General features: G+C 72.5%; 17 protein-coding genes and 1 pseudogene. 6 read left to right on the forward strand and 12 right to left on the reverse strand.

The features are described 5' to 3' along the window. Positions 1 to 56: 56 nt before the first annotated feature. The 3 genes from paaI to DSM26151_RS12985 are packed head-to-tail and all read left to right on the forward strand — an operon-like array spanning position 57 to position 2,526. Positions 57 to 515, forward strand: coding sequence for a hydroxyphenylacetyl-CoA thioesterase PaaI (gene paaI, locus DSM26151_RS12975; RefSeq protein ID WP_326491023.1), 459 nt, complete (start codon positions 57 to 59; stop codon positions 513 to 515). A gap of 14 nt (positions 516 to 529) precedes the next feature. Continuing rightward, positions 530 to 1,873: a phenylacetate--CoA ligase PaaK gene (gene paaK, locus DSM26151_RS12980; protein WP_407650996.1), complete on the forward strand. Its 1,344-nt coding sequence runs from the start codon at positions 530 to 532 to the stop codon at positions 1,871 to 1,873. Positions 1,874 to 1,905: 32 nt separating this feature from the next. Further along, positions 1,906 to 2,526: a TetR/AcrR family transcriptional regulator gene (locus DSM26151_RS12985; RefSeq protein ID WP_234659938.1), complete on the forward strand. Its 621-nt coding sequence runs from the start codon at positions 1,906 to 1,908 to the stop codon at positions 2,524 to 2,526. 74 nt (positions 2,527 to 2,600) lie between these two features. On the opposite strand, the gene DSM26151_RS12990 is transcribed toward DSM26151_RS12985, so the two are convergent. From DSM26151_RS12990 to DSM26151_RS13010, 5 genes are all read right to left on the reverse strand, one after another. Next, positions 2,601 to 3,290 (reverse strand): hypothetical protein, encoded by a 690-nt coding sequence (locus tag DSM26151_RS12990; protein WP_234659939.1) that lies wholly within the window; start codon positions 3,288 to 3,290, stop codon positions 2,601 to 2,603. A gap of 9 nt (positions 3,291 to 3,299) precedes the next feature. After that, on the reverse strand, positions 3,300 to 4,082 hold the full coding sequence (locus DSM26151_RS12995; RefSeq protein WP_234659940.1) for an ABC transporter permease: 783 nt from the start codon (positions 4,080 to 4,082) through the stop codon (positions 3,300 to 3,302). Beyond that, a complete protein-coding gene (locus tag DSM26151_RS13000) occupies positions 4,079 to 4,816 on the reverse strand; it encodes an ABC transporter ATP-binding protein (RefSeq protein ID WP_234659941.1) in 738 nt (245 codons plus the stop codon). The genes DSM26151_RS12995 and DSM26151_RS13000 overlap by 4 nt, the downstream gene beginning before the upstream one ends. Continuing rightward, entirely contained in the window at positions 4,813 to 5,385 is a 573-nt protein-coding gene (locus DSM26151_RS13005) for a TetR/AcrR family transcriptional regulator (RefSeq protein WP_234659942.1), read from the reverse strand. Before DSM26151_RS13005 ends, DSM26151_RS13000 begins: the two co-directional genes overlap by 4 nt. A gap of 111 nt (positions 5,386 to 5,496) precedes the next feature. After that, positions 5,497 to 8,043 carry an FG-GAP repeat domain-containing protein gene (locus tag DSM26151_RS13010; protein ID WP_234659943.1) on the reverse strand — a complete coding sequence of 849 codons (2,547 nt, stop codon included), beginning with the start codon at positions 8,041 to 8,043 and terminating at the stop codon, positions 5,497 to 5,499. A gap of 168 nt (positions 8,044 to 8,211) precedes the next feature. On the opposite strand from DSM26151_RS13010, the gene DSM26151_RS13015 reads away from it, so the two are divergent. Beyond that, a complete protein-coding gene (locus DSM26151_RS13015; RefSeq protein ID WP_234659944.1) occupies positions 8,212 to 10,308 on the forward strand; it encodes a RecQ family ATP-dependent DNA helicase in 2,097 nt (698 codons plus the stop codon). A gap of 118 nt (positions 10,309 to 10,426) precedes the next feature. Here DSM26151_RS13015 and paaZ read toward each other — a convergent pair whose 3' ends face one another. The 5 genes from paaZ to DSM26151_RS13040 all read right to left on the reverse strand — a co-directional run bounded on the left by paaZ (position 10,427) and on the right by DSM26151_RS13040 (position 17,790). Then, a complete protein-coding gene (paaZ, locus tag DSM26151_RS13020) occupies positions 10,427 to 12,550 on the reverse strand; it encodes a phenylacetic acid degradation bifunctional protein PaaZ (RefSeq protein WP_407650997.1) in 2,124 nt (707 codons plus the stop codon). 132 nt (positions 12,551 to 12,682) lie between these two features. Continuing rightward, positions 12,683 to 13,495: a 3-hydroxyacyl-CoA dehydrogenase family protein gene (locus DSM26151_RS13025; protein ID WP_234659946.1), complete on the reverse strand. Its 813-nt coding sequence runs from the start codon at positions 13,493 to 13,495 to the stop codon at positions 12,683 to 12,685. Positions 13,496 to 13,563: 68 nt separating this feature from the next. Further along, positions 13,564 to 14,316, reverse strand: a complete 753-nt coding sequence (locus DSM26151_RS13030) for an enoyl-CoA hydratase/isomerase family protein (protein ID WP_234659947.1) — start codon at positions 14,314 to 14,316, stop codon at positions 13,564 to 13,566. After that, a complete protein-coding gene (locus tag DSM26151_RS13035; RefSeq protein WP_234659948.1) occupies positions 14,313 to 15,515 on the reverse strand; it encodes a thiolase family protein in 1,203 nt (400 codons plus the stop codon). The genes DSM26151_RS13030 and DSM26151_RS13035 overlap by 4 nt, the downstream gene beginning before the upstream one ends. Before the next feature lie 316 nt (positions 15,516 to 15,831). Beyond that, on the reverse strand, positions 15,832 to 17,790 hold the full coding sequence (locus DSM26151_RS13040) for a DEAD/DEAH box helicase (RefSeq protein ID WP_234659949.1): 1,959 nt from the start codon (positions 17,788 to 17,790) through the stop codon (positions 15,832 to 15,834). Between the two features lie 285 nt (positions 17,791 to 18,075). On the opposite strand from DSM26151_RS13040, the gene DSM26151_RS13045 reads away from it, so the two are divergent. Together DSM26151_RS13045 and DSM26151_RS13050 are read left to right on the forward strand one after the other, a co-directional pair. After that, positions 18,076 to 18,603 (forward strand): GNAT family N-acetyltransferase, encoded by a 528-nt coding sequence (locus DSM26151_RS13045; RefSeq protein WP_234659950.1) that lies wholly within the window; start codon positions 18,076 to 18,078, stop codon positions 18,601 to 18,603. 127 nt (positions 18,604 to 18,730) lie between these two features. After that, positions 18,731 to 18,991 (forward strand): hypothetical protein, encoded by a 261-nt coding sequence (locus tag DSM26151_RS13050; RefSeq protein WP_234659951.1) that lies wholly within the window; start codon positions 18,731 to 18,733, stop codon positions 18,989 to 18,991. A gap of 118 nt (positions 18,992 to 19,109) precedes the next feature. Here DSM26151_RS13050 and DSM26151_RS15205 read toward each other — a convergent pair. Both DSM26151_RS15205 and DSM26151_RS13055 read right to left on the reverse strand, forming a co-directional pair. Next, positions 19,110 to 19,835: pseudogene (locus DSM26151_RS15205) on the reverse strand (DNA topoisomerase IB); the annotation flags it as partial. Between the two features lie 25 nt (positions 19,836 to 19,860). Further along, positions 19,861 to 20,133 carry a DUF7218 family protein gene (locus DSM26151_RS13055; RefSeq protein WP_234659952.1) on the reverse strand — a complete coding sequence of 91 codons (273 nt, stop codon included), beginning with the start codon at positions 20,131 to 20,133 and terminating at the stop codon, positions 19,861 to 19,863. Positions 20,134 to 20,308: the final 175 nt, after the last annotated feature.

Genomic DNA, 20,308 nt, shown 5'->3' on the forward strand with positions numbered 1-20,308 from the left:
CCCGACGCCGCGGCAACGAGGGTCCGCGCGCCCACGCACTCGACGAGGAGCAGCGAATGACGGATGCCGCGACCGACCGGACCGCCACCGACCGCGCGCACGAGCAGACGACGGATGCCGCGGCATCCGCTCGCCCGATGATGCAGCGCGACCTGGCGTCCGCCTCGCTCGGCATGGTCGTCGAACGCGACGAACCCGGTCACGCCGTCGTCTCCATGCGCGTGCGCCACGACATGACCAACGGATTCGCCATCACCCACGGCGGACTCGTGTTCACCCTGGCCGACACGGCCTTCGCCATCGCCTGCAACGAGGACGACCGCGTCACCGTGGCCGCGGGCGCCGACATCACCTTCCTGAAGTCCACGACCGCCGGCCAGACGCTCACCGCGACCGCGGTCCGGCGCACGCGCAGCGGCCGCACGGGCCTGTACGACGTGAGCGTCGTCGACGAGACCGGCGACGCCGTCGCCGAGTTCCGCGGCCGCTCGATCTCCACCAACCGCACCATCTGAATCCGGGAGTCCCCGTGTCGACGACGACCACCGCCCACCCGACCGTGTCCGGGCTCGCCCCCGCCGCCCCCGACGAGCTCGACCCCGAGGAGCGCATGCCGCGCGCCGAGATCGAGACCCTCCAGCTCGAGCGGCTGCAGTGGACCGTGCGGCACGCCTACGAGAACGTGCCGCTGTACCGCCGCAAGTTCGACGAGCACGGCGTGCACCCCGATGACATCCGGACGCTGGCGGATGTCGCGAAGCTCCCCTTCACGACCAAGGCCGACCTGCGCGAGACCTACCCGTTCGGCATGTTCGCCGTGCCCATGGAGCAGGTCGCGCGCATCCACGCCTCGTCGGGCACGACCGGCCGCCCGACCGTCGTCGGGTACACGCACGACGACCTCGACCGCTGGGCGACGCTCGTCGCGCGCTGCCTCCGCGCGAGCGGCGTGCGCCCCGGCATGAAGGTGCACAACGCCTACGGCTACGGCCTGTTCACGGGCGGCCTCGGCGCGCACGCCGGCATCGAGAAGCTCGGCGCGACCGTCATCCCCATGTCGGGCGGGCAGACCGCCCGCCAGGTGCAGCTCATCCGCGACTTCGAGCCCGACGCGATCATGTGCACGCCGAGCTACCTCCTCACGATCGCCGACGCGATGGAGGAGGCGGGCATCGACCCGCGCTCGACCTCGCTCAAGGTCGCGATCCTCGGCGCCGAGCCGTGGACCAACGAGATGCGCCGCCGCATCGAGGAGCGCATGGCCATCGACGCGGTCGACATCTTCGGCCTCAGCGAGGTCATGGGCCCCGGCGTCGCCAACGAGTGCGTCGAGACCAAGGACGGCCCGCACGTCTGGGAAGACCACTTCCTGCCCGAGGTCATCGACGGCGAGACCGGCGAGCAGCTGCCCGACGGCGAGCGCGGCGAGCTGGTCTTCACCTCACTGACGAAGGAGGCCTTCCCGGTCATCCGCTACCGCACGCGCGACCTGACCCGGCTGCTGCCGGGCACCGCCCGCCCGGGCATGCGCCGCATCGAGAAGATCACCGGCCGCAACGACGACATGATCATCCTGCGCGGCGTGAACCTCTTCCCGACGCAGATCGAGGAGCTCGTGCTCGGCATCGAGCACCTGACGCCGCACTTCATCCTCGAGCTCACGCGCACCGGGCACATGGACGACCTCACGGTCCGCATCGAGCGCCACCCCGACCTCGACGTCGAGGTCTGCCGGGCCGCGACCGTCGTGCTCGCCGGGCGCATCAAGGAGTTCATCGGCTCGTCGGTGACCGTGCGGCTCGAGGAGCCCGGCACGCTGCCGCGCAGCGAGGGCAAGTACCGGCGCGTCTACGACCTGCGCGAGCCGAGCTGATCCGGCTCCGCGCTGGATGGAAGACTGAGCGGATGCCGGAGAACGTGAACGCATCGCAGCGACGGGGACGACCCGGGTACGACCAGCAGGGCATCCTCCGGGTCGCCGTCGCGGCGTTCATCGAGCATGGGTACGACGCGACGTCGATGGGCGTGCTCGCCGACCGGCTCGGGCTGTCGAAGTCGGCGATCTACCACCACTTCGCGTCGAAGGACGAGATCCTCGACCGGGCGCTCGACGAGGCGCTGGGCTCGCTCGAGGGCGTGCTCGACGAGCCCGAGGCATCCGTCGGCAGCGCGGCCGACCGACTCGACCACGTGCTGCGCGGCGCGGTCCGCGTGCTGGTCGAGCAGTTGCCGTCGGTCACGCTCCTGTTGCGCGTTCGCGGCAACACCGAGGTCGAGCGGCGTGCCCTCGCGCGGCGGCGCGCGTTCGACCGGCGCGTGACCGCGCTCGTGGCCGAGGCGCAGGCCGAGGGGTCGCTGCGCTCCGACATCGACGTGCGCGTCGTCGAGCGGCTGCTGTTCGGCATGATCAACTCGATCGTCGAGTGGTACCGGCCCGGCGGCCGGGAGGATGCGACGCGCCTGGCCGACGACGTCATCGCCGTCGCCCTCGACGGACTCCGCGTGCCGGCCCCCGCCGCGCGCTGACCCGGGCCGCGCGCGGTTCGGCCGCGCGCGAGCGAGTCGGTGCGCGAGCGCGTCGGTGCGCGAGCGACGGTGCGTCAGCGGGCGGGCGAACCCGAAGCGACGTCGGGGTGCTCGGGCGGCAGCCCGTGGCGCTCACCCGCGCGGAGCAGGTCGAGGTTGCGTCGCTCCCAGTCGAGCATCTCCTGGCGCACGCCCTCGAGGATCCGGCTCTCGCCGCACGCGGGCAGCGTCCGGCCGCACGTGCACGACCCGGTCCGCTTCGGATCCGGGTGGTGGAACGCCTGGAGTCGCCACAGCGCGACCATCGCCGTGTCGACCCGCTTCGCGGTGAGCCGCGTCGCGCGCTCGGCGCGCCGGACGCGGTCGTCCCTGAGCCCGTCGCGCAACGCCGCGCCCGCCTCGGTCGCGCCGTCGAGCACCCCCGCGCGCAACTGGTCGCGCTCGGCGGTGAGGCGGGCGACGAGGTCGGCCGACTCCGAAGCGGATGCCGCGGCGGCCGCCGCCGCCCCCCGAGCCCCGTCGTCGTGCGCCTCGAGGATGCCGCGCCAGAGCGCGATGTGGTCGCGATCGCGCTGCTCGGCCCGCTCCGGCCCGAGATGCGACCGGCAGTGCGCGCACACCACCTGGTCGGACGGCGAGGCGAACCGGAAGCGCTGCACGCTCCCGCAGCAGAGGCACGGCACGTCGACATCGGCGTGGAGCGGATGCTGGTGGGGCATGCGCTCCAGCGTGACGGCCCGCCGGTGCCCGGTCAAGTCGGCCACAGCCGTGCCTCACCGGTCGAGTTGCAGCCGCGACCACGCGAACGCGCACAGCGCGCCGAACAGGATCGGCACGGCCGGAACTCCGAGCAGTGCCATCATCGGCACGGTCTCGGGCGCGATCGCCCAGAGCGCCGGGGCGACGAACGGAACCCACGCGCCGACCTCGGCGAGCGCCGCCACCTGGGCGACCACGATGATCCCGACGGTCGCGGCGATGCCGGGCAGCAGGCCGCGACCGATCGTCGCGACCCACGCCGCCGGCACCGCGATGAGCGCCGAGAGCACCACGAGCACGGGGATGCGGGCGAGTTCGCGGAAGCCGGCGGCATCCGTCTCGCCGTAGCCCAGTACGAGGCCGACGAACGCGACGACGCCGGTCAGGGCGATCGCGACCAGCGCCGACCAGGCGAGGAACACGGCGAGTTTGCCGAGCGCGATCGACCGTCGCGGCACCGGCAGCCCGAACAGGGCCGCGACCGTACCGTCGGCGAACTCGCGGCCGAACAGCCAGCTGAGTGCGACGCCGAAGGCGAGCACGCCACCCGCCGAGGTGATCTGCAGCACGATGCCGACGAGGCCCGCCCAGCCGGGCACGCCCGCGAGCGGACCGAGCTTGGCGAGCACCTGGTCGTCGCCGGAGGCCGCCGCGCCGAGCATGCCGAGGGCGAGCACGCCGACCCCGACGACGAGGATCACGGTGGTCGACGCCATCACGCGCGATGCGAGCGCCTTGCGCGTCTCGACGACGATCGCGGCGCGGAGGCCCGCAGCGTGCACCCGGATGCCGCTCATGCCGCCGCGCTCCGTGCCGCGTCGTCGCCGTGGACGAGCGCGAAGAAGGCGCGCTCGAGGTCGACGCCGCCGGGGTCGAGCGAGCCGATGACGCGTCCGGCGTTGACGACCGTGATCCGGTGGGCCACGCGCGCGACCTCGTCGAGGTGGTGGCTCGAGACGAGGATGCCCGCACCGGCCGCCGCGCGCCGCAGCAGTGCCTCGCGCAGGACGATCACCCCGGCCGGGTCGAGCCCGTTGGTCGGCTCGTCGAGCACGATCGCGTCGGGTTCGTGCAGGAGCGCGCCGGCGAGGCCGACCCGCTGGCGGTTGCCGAGCGAGAGCCGGCTCGCGCGCACGCGGGCGTAGCGCCCGAGGTCGAACTCATCGATCGCGCGGTCGACGGCTTCCCTCGCCCGGCCACCCCCGAGTCCGTGCAGGCGCGCCGCGACCTCGAGGTTCGCGCGCCCGGTGAGCTCGGGGTAGGCGAGCGGGTGCTCGATGAGGTGGCCGACGCGCGCCCAGGTCGTGACATCCGCTCGATCGACGTCGACGCCGCGCACGCGCACGGAGCCCGCGTCGGCGCGGAGCATGCCGACGAGCAGCCGCATGAGCGTGGTCTTGCCCGCGCCGTTCAGGCCGACGAGCGCGTGGATCTCGCCGGCGGCGACGTCGAGGTCGACGCCGTGGAGGCCGGCTCCGCCGCGGAATGCGCGCGCGAGGGCGCGGGCCTCGAAGCGGGCCGCGCCGGTCATGCGCGCGTCTCGATCACGTCGAGCGCCCGCTCGATCGCGTCGGCGAGCGTGACCCGCTCGTCGTCGGCCCAGAGGTAGAGGCCGGCGACGAGCGCCGCGAGAACGGATGCCGCGGCCACGCGCGCCACCTCGGGGCTCGCACCGTCGGCCACGAGCTGCCCGGCGAGCGCGCGCTCGGTGTTGCCCGTGGTGCGCCACATGGCGCCGCGGAGGGCCGGGGTCCGCGCGATGATGCGGACGCGCCGCCTGATGATCGGCGTCTCGGGTTCGGGCAGCGCCCGCCAGGCTTCGCGGATGCCTCGTGCGGCCCGCAGGAACGGGGGCAGGTCGCGCGGCTGGTCGGCGACCGCTGCGCTGAGCTGCGGGTCGTACGGGTCGTCGAGGAGGAGGTGCTCCTTCGCCGGGAAGTACCGGAAGAAGGTCATCTCGGTCACCCCCGCGGCGCGCGCGATCTGGGCGACGGTGGTCGCTTCATACCCCTGGCGCTCGAACAGGTCGAGACCGTGCTCGATGAGCGCGGCGAGCGTGCGCTCGCGCTTGGAGGTTCTGCGGTCGGCGGCGGTGGTCACCCCAGAATGTTAGTTACTCACATTTTCGCCGTCAAGACCCGCCCATCGCCGCGCGTCCGTCCGACCCCGGGCGTGGGAGAGGTCACGCCCGACGCATTCGCCACTCGCACCTCAGCCGGCGAGCAACCCGTCGATGGAGCGGGTGCCGTAGGTCGCAGCCTCCGACTCGAGCGCGAGGCACGCTCCGGCCACGAAGTCCACGCACGGGAGGGCCCACCCACCCAGCCCGAGGAAGAAGTCGTCGGGGTCGACGCCGTACCCGCACGTGGTCGGGTCCCAATTCGTCTGGGCGCAGTCGGTGTCGACGTCCCTGAACAGCTGCTTCCATCTCGATTCCAGCGAGTCGCCCGCGGGAAGCACGGACGGCAGGTACGCGAAGTCCCCGATCGTGTACGGATAGCCGGACTTGTCATCGTCGAGGCCGTAGACACCCCAGCCGGTGCACGCTTCCGGGCTCTCGCACCCCACGGTCAGGGTGGGTGTGAGGGCCTGCCAGAGGAAGACCGAGTACGCACGGTCGGCGGCGACCACGGACTGGTGCCATCCAGGCGCGGTGCTGTCGAGGATGACCCATTCCTCATCGGCGTACAGCCCGCCGACCGTTGCGAGCAGCCCGTAGTCGGTGACCACCGTCGTCACGCCGGACACCAGACCGGCCTGGGCCTGCTGCGTCCAGTTCGACACGTAGGTCGGCGTGCCGGCCCCGAACATCTCGTCGTACGTGCCCGACGCATTCGTCGAGGATCCGAGGCTCCCCGCGAAGGACACGGCCACGTCGATCCCGCCGGCGAGGATCTGCCACTCGGGGTCGGCCGCGTTGGCCACCGCCACGACGGTGCCGGCCAGCGCGGAGACGACCGACGAGATGACGTTCGGGGGTGTGTCGTTGGGCTTCTCGTAGTGCAGGTACGCGAACGTGCTGTTCTCGTTCCGCGCCTGCCCGATGTCCCCGACCAGTGCCGACTGCGCGTTCATCGCCTTCTTCACCCAGATCGCCCACCCGAGTTCGGTGACGACCTGGGTCCGGACGGCATCCCAGGTCTTCTTCGAGACTCCCTTCGCCGGCGGGAGCTTCTCGAGGTCCGACATCCAGGGCTCGAGGTAGTCGGAGGCGTCGACGTCGTAGTGCGACCTGATGTCGTCGGTGCAGTAGGCCGAGTCCGCCGCGGGGCAGGTGATCGTCCGGCTCATCGAACTGTACGCCTTGAGCGCGCCGCCGGTGAAGGCCGGGAACTGCACGGACGGCGACACCCACGCACCGGCCTTCGCGTCGAACCGGTACGTCTGGATGCCGGTCGGCCCCCGGCCGATCAATTCGGCCCGTCCCGCCTTCGCGGAACCCGGTGACCCGATCGGCGCGAACCCGTCGACATCCGCCGCCTGGATCGTGCCGTAGTACCGCGCATGGCGCCATCCGAGCGCGTCGGTGAACGCCGGACCGTCGACCCGCTGCTCGGAGGTCCACGTCGTCGAGGCCGACGGCGTCGTGCCCCACACCGTCATCCCGGTCGAGTCCCGGCCGAGGAACTCGTCTCGCCCGTCGCCGTCGACATCGGCTGCGTGGATCGTGGCGTACCGGTAGGCGGCATCCCAGCCCGCAGCATCGGAGAACGCCGAGATCGTGCCGATGTCCGCCCACTCGCCCGCGTCTTCCGCCCCGCCGGGATCGGTGAAGTCGAGCACCCGGATGCCGCCGCTGTCTCGCCCGTACACCTCGACATCACCGTCGCCGTCGATGTCGGCCGTGCCGATGGTCAGGTATCGGGACGGCTCCGACCACTGGTCGCCCGCGAACAGGCCCGCGCGGCCCTGGCGGATCCATCCACCGGATTCGAGCCCCCATACCTCCAGGCCGTTCGCCCCGCGCGCGAACACCTCGTCACGCCCGTCGCGGTCGAGATCGCCCGTGTGGATCGTGAGGTAGTGCTCGGGCTCGCGCCATTCATCGGCCGCGAAGGCGCCCGTCTCGACGACCTGCCACTCATCGCCCTCGAAGGAGGCGGTCACGAGTCCCGTCAGGCCGAATCCGATCAGTTCCGCGCTCCCGTCGCCGTCGACATCCCCGGGCTGGATCACCGGGTAGAACGCCGCAGTGTCGAGCGGGTCGTCGTCCGCGAAGGGCTGGTCGACGGCATCCACGCCGATCCATGATCTGCCGTTCCCGCCCAGCTCGGCGACGACGATGCCGCTCTCGGCCCGGGCGTACACCTCATCGCGCCCGTCGCGATCGAGGTCGGCCGCGCCGATCGTCTCGTAGCGGCGCTTGAGATCCCACCCGTTCTCATCGGTCCAGCCGAGCCCGCCGGCGACCACCATCGGGTGCCACTGACCGGCATCGAGGTCGAAGTCCCATGCCTCGAGCCCGAGGGACGACCTGCCGAGGAGCTCGGCACTCCCGTCTCCGTCGAGGTCCGCGGTCTGGATCGTGCCCCAGTCGGCCGGTTCGGACCACTGCCCGTCTCCCCACCCGGGCAGGGCGTAGGCCGGTGTCGTGAGCCGGCCGGCCGCGGGCGGACTGGGCGGCTTCCCCTTGGTGCCGCCGCGATCCATCCCAGCGGCTCCCTGGGCTGGCGCCGCCTGCGCCGGGACGACCGAGCCGGCCATGCCCAGGGCGGTCAGGAGCGACGAGATCGTCAGAATGGCTATCGTCTTCGACATCGAATCACTGCCTCTCGCGGTTTCGCGGCATAGTGTTGCGCATCGGCCCACGGTCCACAACTGCGATCGTCCTCTCCGTTTTCGAGCGGACTGCGGTCGAGCGCCGCGCTGCGGCGGGGTGTGCGCAGAACGGCACCGGATGTCGGCCGCCTCCGCCAGAGTGGGTGTATGCCCTCCCTCGACACCGCTCCAGAACTGCGCCCCGACGCGCTCCGCGCGCTCCGCGACCTCGTCGGCCGCGACGACGCCGAGTTCCACGACGGCCAGTTCGAGGCGGTCGAGGCGCTCGTCGCCGGGCGCAACCGCGCACTCGTCGTGCAGCGCACCGGCTGGGGCAAATCGGCCGTCTACTTCGTCTCGACCCTGCTGTTGCGTCGACGCGGCGCCGGGCCGACCGTGCTCGTCTCACCCCTGCTCGCGCTCATGCGCGACCAGGTCGCCGCCGCGGCGCGCGCCGGCGTTCGGGCCGTCTCGATCAACTCCGCCAACGCGCACGAGTGGAGCGAGATCATGCAGCGCCTCGACGCCGATGAGGTCGACGTGCTCCTGGTCTCCCCCGAGCGGCTGAACAACCCGGCCTTCCGCGACGAGCAACTGCCCGCACTCGTGCGACGGCTCGGCATGCTCGTGATCGACGAGGCGCACTGCATCAGCGACTGGGGCCACGACTTCCGGCCCGACTACCGACGACTGCGCGACCTCATCGCCGAGATCCCCACCGACGTGCCCGTGCTCGCGACGACCGCGACCGCGAACAGCCGGGTCGTGGCCGACGTCGCCGAGCAGCTCGGCACCGACGTGCTGACGATCCGAGGGCCGCTGGCCCGCTCCTCGCTCCGGCTCGGCGTGCTGCGGCTGCCGGATTCCGAGAGCCGCCTCGCGTGGATCGTCGAGCACCTGGGCGACCTGCCGGGCTCCGGGATCATCTACGCGCTCACCGTGTCTGCGGCGACCGACACCGCACGCGTGCTCCGCGAACGCGGGTACGACGTGCGCGCGTACACGGGCCAGACCGACCCCGACGAGCGCGAGGAGTCGGAGGGCATGCTCAAGCGCAACGAACTCAAGGCGCTCGTGGCGACGAGCGCGCTCGGCATGGGCTTCGACAAGCCCGATCTCGGGTTCGTGCTGCACCTGGGCGCACCGTCCTCCCCGGTCGCGTACTACCAGCAGGTCGGCCGCGCCGGGCGCGCGACCGAGAACGCCGACGTGCTCCTGCTTCCCGGGCGGGAGGACCCGGCGATCTGGCACTACTTCGCGACCGCCTCGATGCCCGATGAAGAGCGTGCACGGCGCGTCATCGGCGAACTCTCGGACGTGCCGCTGTCGACCCCCGCGCTCGAGGCGCGCGTCGACATCCGCCGCACCCCGCTCGAGCTGCTGCTCAAGGTGCTCGACGTCGACGGTGCGGTGCGCCGCGAGCGCGGCGGTTGGGTCACCACGGGCGAACCGTGGTCGTACGACGCCGAGCGCTACCGCCGTATCGCCGAGGAGCGCGAGGCCGAGCAGCGGCACATGCTCGAGTACGAGCAGACCGACGGATGCCGCATGGCGTTCCTGCAGCGCTCCCTCGACGACGACACGGCCGCGCCGTGCGGTCGCTGCGACACGTGCGCGGGGGCGTGGTACCCGGGCGAGATCGGCGCCGAGGCGAGCGCCGCGGCATCCGCTGCCCTCGACCGGGTCGGCGTGCCGATCGAGCCGCGGAAGGCGTGGCCGACCGGGGCCGACCGTCTCGGCCTGCCCGTGAAGGGCCGGATCCCGGGCGACGAGCAGGCGGGCGAGGGGCGCGCGCTCGCGCGCCTCACCGACCTCGGCTGGGGGTCGACGCTGCGCGAGCTCTTCGCGCCGAACGCGCCGGACGCGCCGGTTCCGCCCGGAGTGCTCGACGCGTGCGTGCGCGTGCTCGCCGAGTGGGGGTGGGCCGAGCGGCCCGTCGCCGTGGCATCCGTTCCCTCGCGCTCGCGGCCGCAGCTCGTCGACTCGCTCGCGCGCGGGCTCGCGGGCGTCGGCCGGCTGCACTACCTCGGTGCGCTCGAGCCGGTCGACGGCGGCCCGACCGGTGCGCCGGGCGGCAACAGCGCGTTCCGGCTCGCGGGCGTGTGGAACCGCTTCTCGGCCGCCGGCCTCGACGTGCCCGCCGGCGGCGTGCTCCTCGTCGACGACCAGGCCGACAGCCGGTGGACCCTCACCGTCGCCGCACGCGAGCTGCGTCGAGCCGGCGCGAGCGACGTGCTCCCGTTCGTACTCGCGCTCCGCGGTTGAGCCGGCCTTCGGGCTCCGGTTCGACCTTCGCTTCGACCTCCGCTTCGCGAGGCTCCTGAAACGAAGGACGGGCGCGCGTCGCGGCCCCGCGACCGCGACCGGCCGGGTCCGGCGCGCTCTACGCCGCCTGCTGCTTCGCGACCAGCGTCAGCACGTCGTACGTCGCGACGAGTTCGTCGTCCTGGTTCCTCAGCACGGCATCCCAGCGCACCTCGCCGTACTCGTCGGTCTCGCGCGGAGTGATCTGCTTCGCGGTCAGCTCGACGCGGATCTCGTCGCCCGGCGAGACCGGCGTGATGAAGCGCAGGTTCTCGAGGCCGGAGTTCGCGAGCACCGGGCCGGGCGCGGCATCCACGAACAGCCCAGCGGCCCACGACACGAGCAGGTACCCGTGCGCGACCCGGCCCGGGAAGAACGGGTTCGCGGCGGCCGCCGCCTCGTCCATGTGCGCATAGAAGGTGTCGCCCGTGAAGTTCGCGAACGTCTCGATGTCCTCGAGCGTGACGGTGCGCGACGGCGACGCCACCTGGTCGCCGATGCGCAGCTCCGCGAGCGACTTGCGGAACGGATGCACGTCGCCCGACTCCGCGTACGGCCGGGCCGCAGCGCCCGAGTGCCACACACCCGTGAGCGCGGTCAGCATCGCGGGCGAGCCCTGCACGGCCGTGCGCTGCATGTGGTGCATCACCGAACGCATGCCGCCGAGCTCCTCGCCGCCGCCGGCGCGCCCCGGTCCCCCGTGCACGAGGTGCGGCACGGGCGAGCCGTGACCGGTCGAGGTCTTGGCGTCGTCGCGGTCGAGGAAGAGGAGGCGGCCGTTCATCGCGGCGATCCCGGACGCGAGTGCGACCGCGACGTCCGGATCGTGCGTGGCGACGCTCGTCACGAGCGAGCCGCCTCCGCGTGCGACGAGGTCGACCGCCTGGTCGAGCGAGCCGTAGCCGATGACGGATGCCACGGGGCCGAACGCCTCGACATCGTGCACCGCCTCGGCCGTGGCATCCGTGAACTTCAGCAGCACGGGCGAGACGAACGCGCCGTCGCCCGCATCACCCGTCGATCCGTCGGCGCGAACCACCTCCGGGCGCTCGGTCGAGCCGACGACGACCTCGCCGCCGGCGCCCTGGAGCCGCGCGACCTGCCGGAGCACCTCGTCGCGCTGCGCGAGCGAGGCGAGCGGGCCCATGGTCACGCCCTCGGCACGCGGGTCGCCGAGGACCACCTTCGCGGCGAGGCGGTCGCGGACGGCGTCGATGACGGCGTCGACGGATGCCTCGGGCACGATCGCCCGGCGGATCGCCGTGCACTTCTGGCCGGCCTTCGAGGTCATCTCGAGGACGAGCTGCGCGATGTACGCGTCGAACTCGGGCGTGCCGGGCACGGCGTCGGTGCCGAGCACCGACGCGTTGATCGAGTCGGTCTCGCTCGTGAACCGCACGCCGCCGGTCTGCACGCTCTCGTGCGAGCGCAGGCGCTCGGCGGTCGACGCCGACCCGGTGAAGCCGACGAGGTCGCCGAGCCGCAGGTGGTCGAACAGCCCGGGGATGCCGCCCGACACGAGTTGCAGCGAACCCGCGGGCAGCAGTCCCGACTCGACCAGGATCCGCACGAACGCCTCGGCGAGGTACCCGGTCGGCGTCGCGGGCTTGACCACGGTGGGCATGCCCGCGAGGAAGGCGGGCGCGAACTTCTCGAGCGAGCCCCACACCGGGAAGTTGAACGCGTTGATCTGCACGGCGACACCGGGCAGCCGGGTCGAGACGTGCCGGCCGATGAACGAGCCGTCCTTCGAGAGCGGTTCGACGGGCCCGTCGATGACGACCTTGCCGTTGGGCAGTTCGCGGCGGCCCTTCGAGGAGTAGGTGAACAGCACGCCGATGCCGCCGTCGATGTCGATCCACGAGTCGCGCTTGGTCGCACCGGTGCGGGCCGACAGCTCGTACAGTTCGGCCTTGCGCTCGGTGAGCACGAGCGCCATCTGCTTGAGCAGCACGGCGCGCTGGTGGAAGGTCAGCTCGCCGAGGCTGCGCTGCCCGACGGTGCGTGCGTGTTCGAGCACCGCGGCGAGATCGAGTCCCTCGGTCGAGACCCGCGCGACGACGTCGCCGGTCGACGCGTCGCGGACCTCGGCAGCGGATGCCGCGGCCGACGCATCGGGGGTCCACCAGGCGTCGCGCACGTAGCTGGGCAGGATCTCGGTCATCGGTTCTCTCTCCTTGTTCGGTCGTGCCGTACGCGTCATGCGGTTCGCGTCATGCGGTTCGCGCCGCGCCGCTGCACCACTTCGCGCGGCCCGCGCCAGTACGGTTGGCGCAGTCGCCGCCGAACCGGCGCAGACCGCGGGGTCGGCGCACACCATGGGGCCGCCGCAGCCTCACTGCGCGTCCCAGACGTGGAACCCCTCGCCGGTCTTCCGGCCGAGCTTGCCCTCGGCGACCATGCGGCGCAGCAGGGCGGGCGGTTCGAAGCGCTCGCCGAGCTCGCCCGCCAGGTACTCGGCGATGCCGAGGCGAACGTCGAGCCCGACCAGGTCGGTCAGCCGCAGGGGGCCGATCGGGTGCTTGTAGCCGAGCACCATCGCGGTGTCGATGTCCTCGGCGGATGCCACGCCCTCCTCGAGCATGCGGATCGCCTCGAGCCCGAGCGCGACGCCGAGCCGACTCGACGCGAACCCCGGCGCATCGTGCACGACGATCGGCGTCTTGCCGATCGCGTCGACCCAGCCGCGCGCCTCCTCGACGAGCGTGCCGTCGGTCGCGGTGCCGCGCACGACCTCGACGAGCGTCGACGCCGGGACCGGGTTGAAGAAGTGCATGCCGAGGAACCGCCGGGGTCGTTCGAGACGGTCGGCGAGCACGTCGATCGAGATCGAGGACGTGTTGCTCGCGAGTGCGGCATCCGCCCCGAGCACCGCCTCGACGCGCGTGAGCGCGTCGAGCTTGAGGTCGAGGTCTTCCGGGACGGCCTCGACGACGAGGTCGGCGCCGCCGAAGGCGGCGACCTCGGTGGCGGTGCGCAGGCGTGCGGCGAGCGTGTCGGCGGGTTCGTCGGTCGTGCCACGGGCGACGGATGCCGCCACCGAGTCGAGCACGCGGGCGCGGGCGGCATCGGCGGCCGCGTCGTCGCGTTCGACGACCGTGACCTCCGACCCGGCGAGCAGGAACGCATGCGCGATGCCCGCGCCCATTCGTCCGCCGCCGAGGACCCCGACTCGCGCAGGTGCTGCCGGGCGTGCTCCGCCCCGATCTCGCGTGCTCACTTCGCGCGCCTCTCCAGGAATTCGGTCATGCGTCGGTGCTTCTCCGGGCTCTCGAAGAGCACCGACTGCTCCTCGAGGTCGACCTGCGGGTGCTCGCTGCGCGGTGCGCGCAGCACGCGCTTGGTCGCGATGGTCGCCGCGGGATCGTTCCTCGCGATGCGATCGGCGATCGCGTGCGCGCCGGCGAGCAGGTCTGCGGCCGGGTGCACGCCCGTGACGAGGCCGATCGAGAGCGCCTCGGCGGCGTCGATGATCCGGCCGGTGAGCAGCAGTTCGCTCGCGCGCGCCTCGCCCACGATCTCCTTCAGCCGCCAGGTCGCACCGGCGGCGGGGATGATGCCGAGCCCGGTCTCGGGGTTGCCGAACTTCGCGTCGGGCGTGGCGATGCGGATGTCGGCGGCGTAGGCGAGCTCCGCGCCGCCGCCGAGCGCCCAACCGTCGATCGCGGCGATGACGGGCATCGGTAGCTCGTTGACGCGCACGAACGCGTTGGCGTTGATGCCCGCGAGCGCGTCGGCGGCGCGTCGTTCGCGCAACTGCGCGATGTCGGCCCCGGAGGCGAACACCCGGCCGGCGCCCGTGAGGATGAGCGTGCGCGGTTCGGCCTCGAGCTCCGCGCAGAGCGCGTGGATCGCGTCGATCGTGGCCTGGTCGATGGCGTTGCGCTTCTCCGGGCGATCGAGCACGGCGACCACGCGGTCGGCGCCTCGCTCGACGCGGAGCACCCCCGCGGCATCCGCCTCGCTCATCGCACCCCCTCGACGATCATGGCGCTGCCCTGCCCGACGCCCACGCACATCGTCGCGAGTCCGTAGCGCGAGCCCTCGCGTTCCATGCGGCCGAGGAGGGTCACGACGAGCCTCGCGCCGGAGGAGCCGAGCGGGTGGCCGAGCGCGATCGCGCCGCCGTCGGCGTTGACGCGGTCGGGGTCGAGTCCGAGTCGGCGGATGCTCGCGAGCGACTGCGTCGCGAACGCCTCGTTGAGCTCGACCGAGCCGATCTCGTCGAGCGCGACGCCGGATCGTGCGAGCGCCTTCTCGGTCGCGGGCACGGGCCCGAGGCCCATGATCTCGGGGGCGAGGCCGGCCGAGGCGCCGACGACGACGCGGGCGCGCGGCGTGAGCCCGTAGCGCTCGATCGCGGCTTCGCTCGCGACGACGATCGCGCTCGCGCCGTCGTTGAGCGAGCTCGCGTTGCCCGCGGTGACGACGCTGCCGCCCTTCACGACCGGCCGGAGTCCGGCGAGCACCTCGAGCGTGGTGTCACGCCGGGGCCCCTCGTCGACGAGCACCTCGCCCTTCGGGGTCGGCACGCCGACGATCTCGGCTTCGAAGCGGCCGGCGTCGATCGCGGCGGCGGCCCGCTGCTGGCTGCGCAGGGCGAATGCGTCGGCGTCCTCACGCGTGATGCCGTCGACGCGTGCGACCTCCTCGGCGGTCTCGGGCATCGAGAAGGTCGCCTTGTCGCGCGCCAGGAGTGCGGGGTTGGCGAAGCGCCATCCGATCGACGTGTCGTACGCGTCGCCCGGCTTCGCCCAGGGACGTTCGGGCTTGGCCTGGACCCAGGGCGCGCGGGTCATCGACTCGACGCCGCCGGCGATGATGAGGTCGGCGTCGCCCGCGCGGATCGCCTGTGCGGCCATCGTGATCGCCGACATGCCCGAAGCGCAGAGCCGGTTGACGGTGATGCCGGGGACCGAGTCGGGCAGCCCGGCGAGCAGCACCGACATCCGCGCGACGTTCCGGTTGTCTTCGCCGGCCTGGTTGGCGGCGCCGAGGATGATCTCGTCGATCGCGCCCGCTTCGATCGCGGCCCGGTCGAGCCCGGCGCGTCGGACGGCTTCGCCGACGACGAGGCTCGCGAGATCGTCGGGTCGAACGCTCGCGAGCGCACCCCCGTAGCGCCCGACCGGGGTGCGAACCCCGCCGACGAGGTAGGCCTCCGCCATGCCGCCTCCTGACTGCGTCGTCATGCCTCGGATGGCGGCCCCGACTCGCGGTACCGATTTACCAACCGAACGTTCAGAAAGTAAGTATGGCAAACGGATGGCGCGCCCGCCAGTCGAGTGTCTCCCGGCACGTGCGGAACGTCTTCGCCGATCAGGAGGTCGATGCCGCAAGCAATATGCAGAAAGTGCATATTGCTTCCTCCTCATGCGCATGCTCACCGAGGACGCAGGATGAATCGGTTCGACGAGTCGGGTGGAGCGACCGCCGCGGCGCTTCCGCAGTCGCCGCGGCGGCGCTGACCCCCGAGGTCGGCGATCAGAGGTTCGAGAGCACCTCGTCGCCGAGCCTGACATCCTCGAACTCGACCTCGATCTCGGCGCGACCGAGCAGCTCCGAGAGCCGGCGCTGGCGGTGCCGGGTCGTGAGCGTCACGACACGGCCCTCGCGCCCCGCGCGACCGGTGCGGCCCGAGCGGTGCAGGTAGGTCTTGTACTCGTCGGGCGCGTCGGCCTGGATCACGAGGTCGATGTCGTCGACGTGGATGCCGCGGGCGGCGACGTCCGTCGCGACGAGCACATCGACCCGGCCGCTCGTCAGCTGCTGCAGGTTGCGCGTGCGCTTGGCCTGGTTCAGGTCGCCGTGCAGGGCGACGGCGAAGACGCCGGCGTCCTCGAGGTGCAGGGCGAGCTCCTCGGCGAACGCGCGGGTGCGCGAGAAGATCAGCGTCTTGCCGTTGCGGTCGGCGAGGCTCGCCACGATGTCGCGCTTGTCGCGGTTGTCGATGACGAACACCCGGTGCTCGATCGTGCTCGAGGCCTGGTCTTCGCCCGCGACCTCGTGCACGGCCGGGTCGACCAGGAACTCGTCGACGAGCGCGGCCACGCCCGTGTCGAGGGTCGCGGAGAACAGCAGCTTCTGGCTGCCCTCGGCGGTGCGGCGGAGGATGCGCTGCACCGGCTCGAGGAACCCGAGGTCGCACATGTGGTCGGCCTCGTCGAGCACCGTGATCCTGATCTCGGAGAGGTCGAGGCGACCCTGCTCGATGAGGTCCTCGATGCGGCCCGGGGTGCCGATGACGATGTCGACGCCCCGCTGCAGCGCGCCGACCTGGCGGCCCTGCGGGACGCCGCCGTAGATCTGGGTCGTGAAGAGGCCGACGCTCTGCGCGATGGGCTGGACGGTGCGGTCGATCTGCAGGGCGAGCTCGCGCGTCGGCGCGAGGATCAGGGCGCGGGGCTTCCTGCCCACCTGGCGCTTGCCGCCCGCCTTGCCGGTCGCGGCCCAGTCCTGCATGAGGCGCTCGACGGTCGGCGCACCGAACGCGATGGTCTTGCCGGAACCGGTGCGTCCGCGGCCGAGCACGTCGCGCCCCTCGAGGACGACGGGGATCGTCGCGGCCTGGATCGGGAACGGGGTCGCCGCACCGAGCCCGGCGAGCGCGTCGACGACGTTGCGGCCGAGTCCGAGGTCGGCGAACCCGACCCCGTCGACCGCGTCTGCGGTGATCGCCTCGGCCTGGAGCCGGTCGAGCACGACGTCATCGCCCGGCTCGAAGCGCTGGGTGCGGGGCTGCTCGTGGGTGCGGCGCTGCTCGTTCGCGTGCCGCTGCTCGGGGAAGAACGTCGACGGACGACGGCCGCTGTCGCGGAAGCCGGGGCGATCGAACTCCCGGTCGCGACGCGGCGCACGCTCATCCCGGTCGCGGCGCGGCGCGCGCTCGTCGCGGTCGCGGCGCGGGGCGCGCTCGTCGCGCTCGAACCGGCGCGGGGCACGCTCGTCACGGTCACGACGCGGGGCGCGCTCGTCCCGGCCGTGCCCGCGCTCGCCGCGCGGCGAGCGCTCATCGCGGGAGTACCGGCCTTCGTTCCTGGGCGCGCGCTCGTCGCGATCGAACCGGCGCGGGGCACGCTCGTCACGGTCGTACCGGCCCGCGCGGTCGTCGCGGTTCGCGCGGTCGTCGCGGTTCGGGCGGTCGTACCGGCCCGCGCGGTCGTCGCGGTTCGGGCGCTCGTCGCGGCCGGGGCGGTCAGCGCGGTGCGGCGAACGCCCCTTCGCGACCCGCTCGTCGCGCGACCAGCGCGGCGCCTTGGTGGATTCGGCGTCCTCGGGGCGGTATCCGCGGTGCTTCGGGCTGCGCGAGCCGGCCTTCTGCGACCCCGACTTCTGCGAGCTCGCGCCCGTGCGTCCGGGTCCGCGGCGCCCGCCGCTCCCGCCTCGGGCGGGGTCGAAATCTCTGGCGACGCGCCCGCCTGCGGGCTTCCGGTTCTTTGACATGGGTGTTCTGCTTCCTGGTTGCGAGTACGTGGCAACCGGCTGCGCGTCACGCGCGGCACGACTGGGAACCCGGAGGCATCCGGGGCCGTTCACATACGGTGTGATCTCCTCCGCGCACCTCGCGTGGAGGACCGGCCCACTGGACTACATGAGAACCGCGCACGGCGCGGTGTCCTGAACCGACTCGTCGACGATACCGGAGGCGCCCTGTGAATCCGCCTGACAGCGCGCATTCCCCGCCCGGAACGTAACGGAGCGGTAACGCGGATCGCGTACGATTTCGACGTGACCACAACGCCGTCGATCTCCGTCGAATCGCCTCATGCGGCCGGTATCCCGCAGCTGCTCGAGCGCGGTGCCGCGTACGCGCATTCGCTGTACCCGGCCGGCGAGACGAACGTGCAGCTCGAGCTCAGCGAACTCGACCGGACCGGCGTGAGCATCTACGTCGCCCGCGCCGACGACGGAGCGGCAATCGGCCTGGTGGCCCTCATCGAGGACGTCGAGCACGGTGCGGGCCGTGCCGAACTCGCGCGGCTGTTCGTCGACGAGGCGTTCCGCGGGCGCGGGATCGCGGCGCTGCTGCTCATGCGGGCCGAGACGGATGCCATGGCGCGCGGTGTCCGCGAGCTCGTGCTGCAGACCGGTACGGCGCACCTCGCCGCGCAGGCGTTGTACGCCAAGCACGGCTACCGGCGTGTGGATCCGTTCGGTCGGTACGTCGGGGTCCCCGCGAGCGTGTGCATGGCGAAGTCGCTGCTGGGCTTCGGTGCGGCGCCGCTCACCGACCTCCCCCTCGCCGTCGGCGAGTAGCGCGCCCGCGGAACCTGTCAACCCCCTACCCGTCCGCGGCGAGCGTGCGTACGGTTGGCTCGAGCGCAACCGAAGCGCCTCGAGCGCACGGAGGCGCGCAGTGCGGCGCCGGATCGGAGGTCGAGCGGTGAAGACGTTCCCGGATCCTGTCGACGACCTGCCGTCCGAATCCTCCGAGCTTCCGCCGATCGGCGAGTGGTGGCCGATGCTCGAGCGACCGTTGCAGTCGGAGGTGCTCGAGGACGTCTCGGCTCCGCTGCGTCGGGTCGTCGTGCGGCGGATCTTCGACCTGTGCGAGATCGAGCGGGAGATCCCGTTGCGGCCCGTGCGGCTGACCGAGAACGAGCGCGCGTACCTCGCGGGCTGGACCCATTCGATCCGCTGGTGAGACGGCGTCGCGCGGCGTCGCACCGCCGGGTCAGCCCGTGGCGTCGTCCATCAGCCGCACGAGCCGTCTCCGCGATGCCGATCTCGGCGAGCCGGTCGGCGGCGGCGATCGTGCCGCGGAGGGTCCGGAAGTCCTTCGCGGTGAACTCGCCGCCGGTGCGGGCCCGGATGTCCTCGTTCACGTCGGCCGGCCCGAGCGGCCGCATGCGCCGCCCGTCGGCGAACGCGTAGAGGCGAGCGGCCGGTGAGCGCCCGGCCATGCCGTCCACGAAGGAGGCGAGTGCGGCGTCTTCGAGGACGACGTCCTGCGCGATCCCGCCCTTCGCGCGGAACCGCAGCCGGATCGTGTCGACGCCGTGCAGCCGTGCGTTGCGCACGAGGAGGGTCGTGAGGCCCCGGCTGCGCGCGGATGCGAGCGACTCCTCCGAACCGATGCGGATGGCGCCGAGGTCGAGCGTCCGGAACGCCGCCGCGAGCACGCGGTCGCGAAGCAACTCGTCGAGCACGAGGTCGCGGCGAACGCTGCGACGCGCCCCGGGGAGCACCTCGGCGAGCGCGACCATCCGCTCGAACTTCTCGGCATCCTGGCGCTCCCGCCAGATCGGGTGGTAGAGGTACTGCCTCCGCCCCGCCGCATCGACGCCGACCGCGAGGATGTGGGCGTTCGCGGCCGACGAGATCCACACGTCCGTCCACGCGGGCGGGATCGCGAGATCCTCGATCCGGGCGCGTTCCGTACGCCCGACGACCGTCCCGTCGGCGCGTCGATAGGTGAATCCCCGGCCGCTGCGCCGGCGGATGAGCCCTGGGGACGCGTACGGTTCGACGCGTCGCAGTCGCGGCATCCGTCGCCCTCGGTGCTCGTCGCCCTCAGTGGTTCCTGAGGGCGTCGATCAGCTCGCCCTTGCGCATGCCGCTGTATCCGGTCAGTCCCAGCTCCTTGGCGCGCTTCCTCAGCTCGGGGACGGTCCAGTCGTCGTAGCTGCCGGACTGGCCGCCCGTGCGGCCGACGGCGCTCCGGCCCCGGGCTGCGGCCGCGTTCGAGATGCGAGCGGCCTTCTCCTTCGACGCGCCGTCGTCGCGGAGCTCCTCGTAGAGTTCCGGGTCCTTCAGCGAGTTCCCACCACGTCGATCGCCCGGCATGCGGCCCCCTCTCGTCTCGCGTCGCCGCTCTTCGAGCGACGCGCCCCGATGCGGCTCATGCTACGCGCCGGACGATGGCGCCCGAAGGGGTTGACGCGGAGCTTCCGGGCTGCACCGACACCGTTCCATCCGGTGACGCGGGGCGGGCACCCGTGGGGTAGCATCGCCCTCACCC

It is taken from the genome of Agromyces marinus (genome assembly GCF_021442325.1).
In the GTDB taxonomy this organism is placed as follows: domain Bacteria; phylum Actinomycetota; class Actinomycetes; order Actinomycetales; family Microbacteriaceae; genus Agromyces; species Agromyces marinus.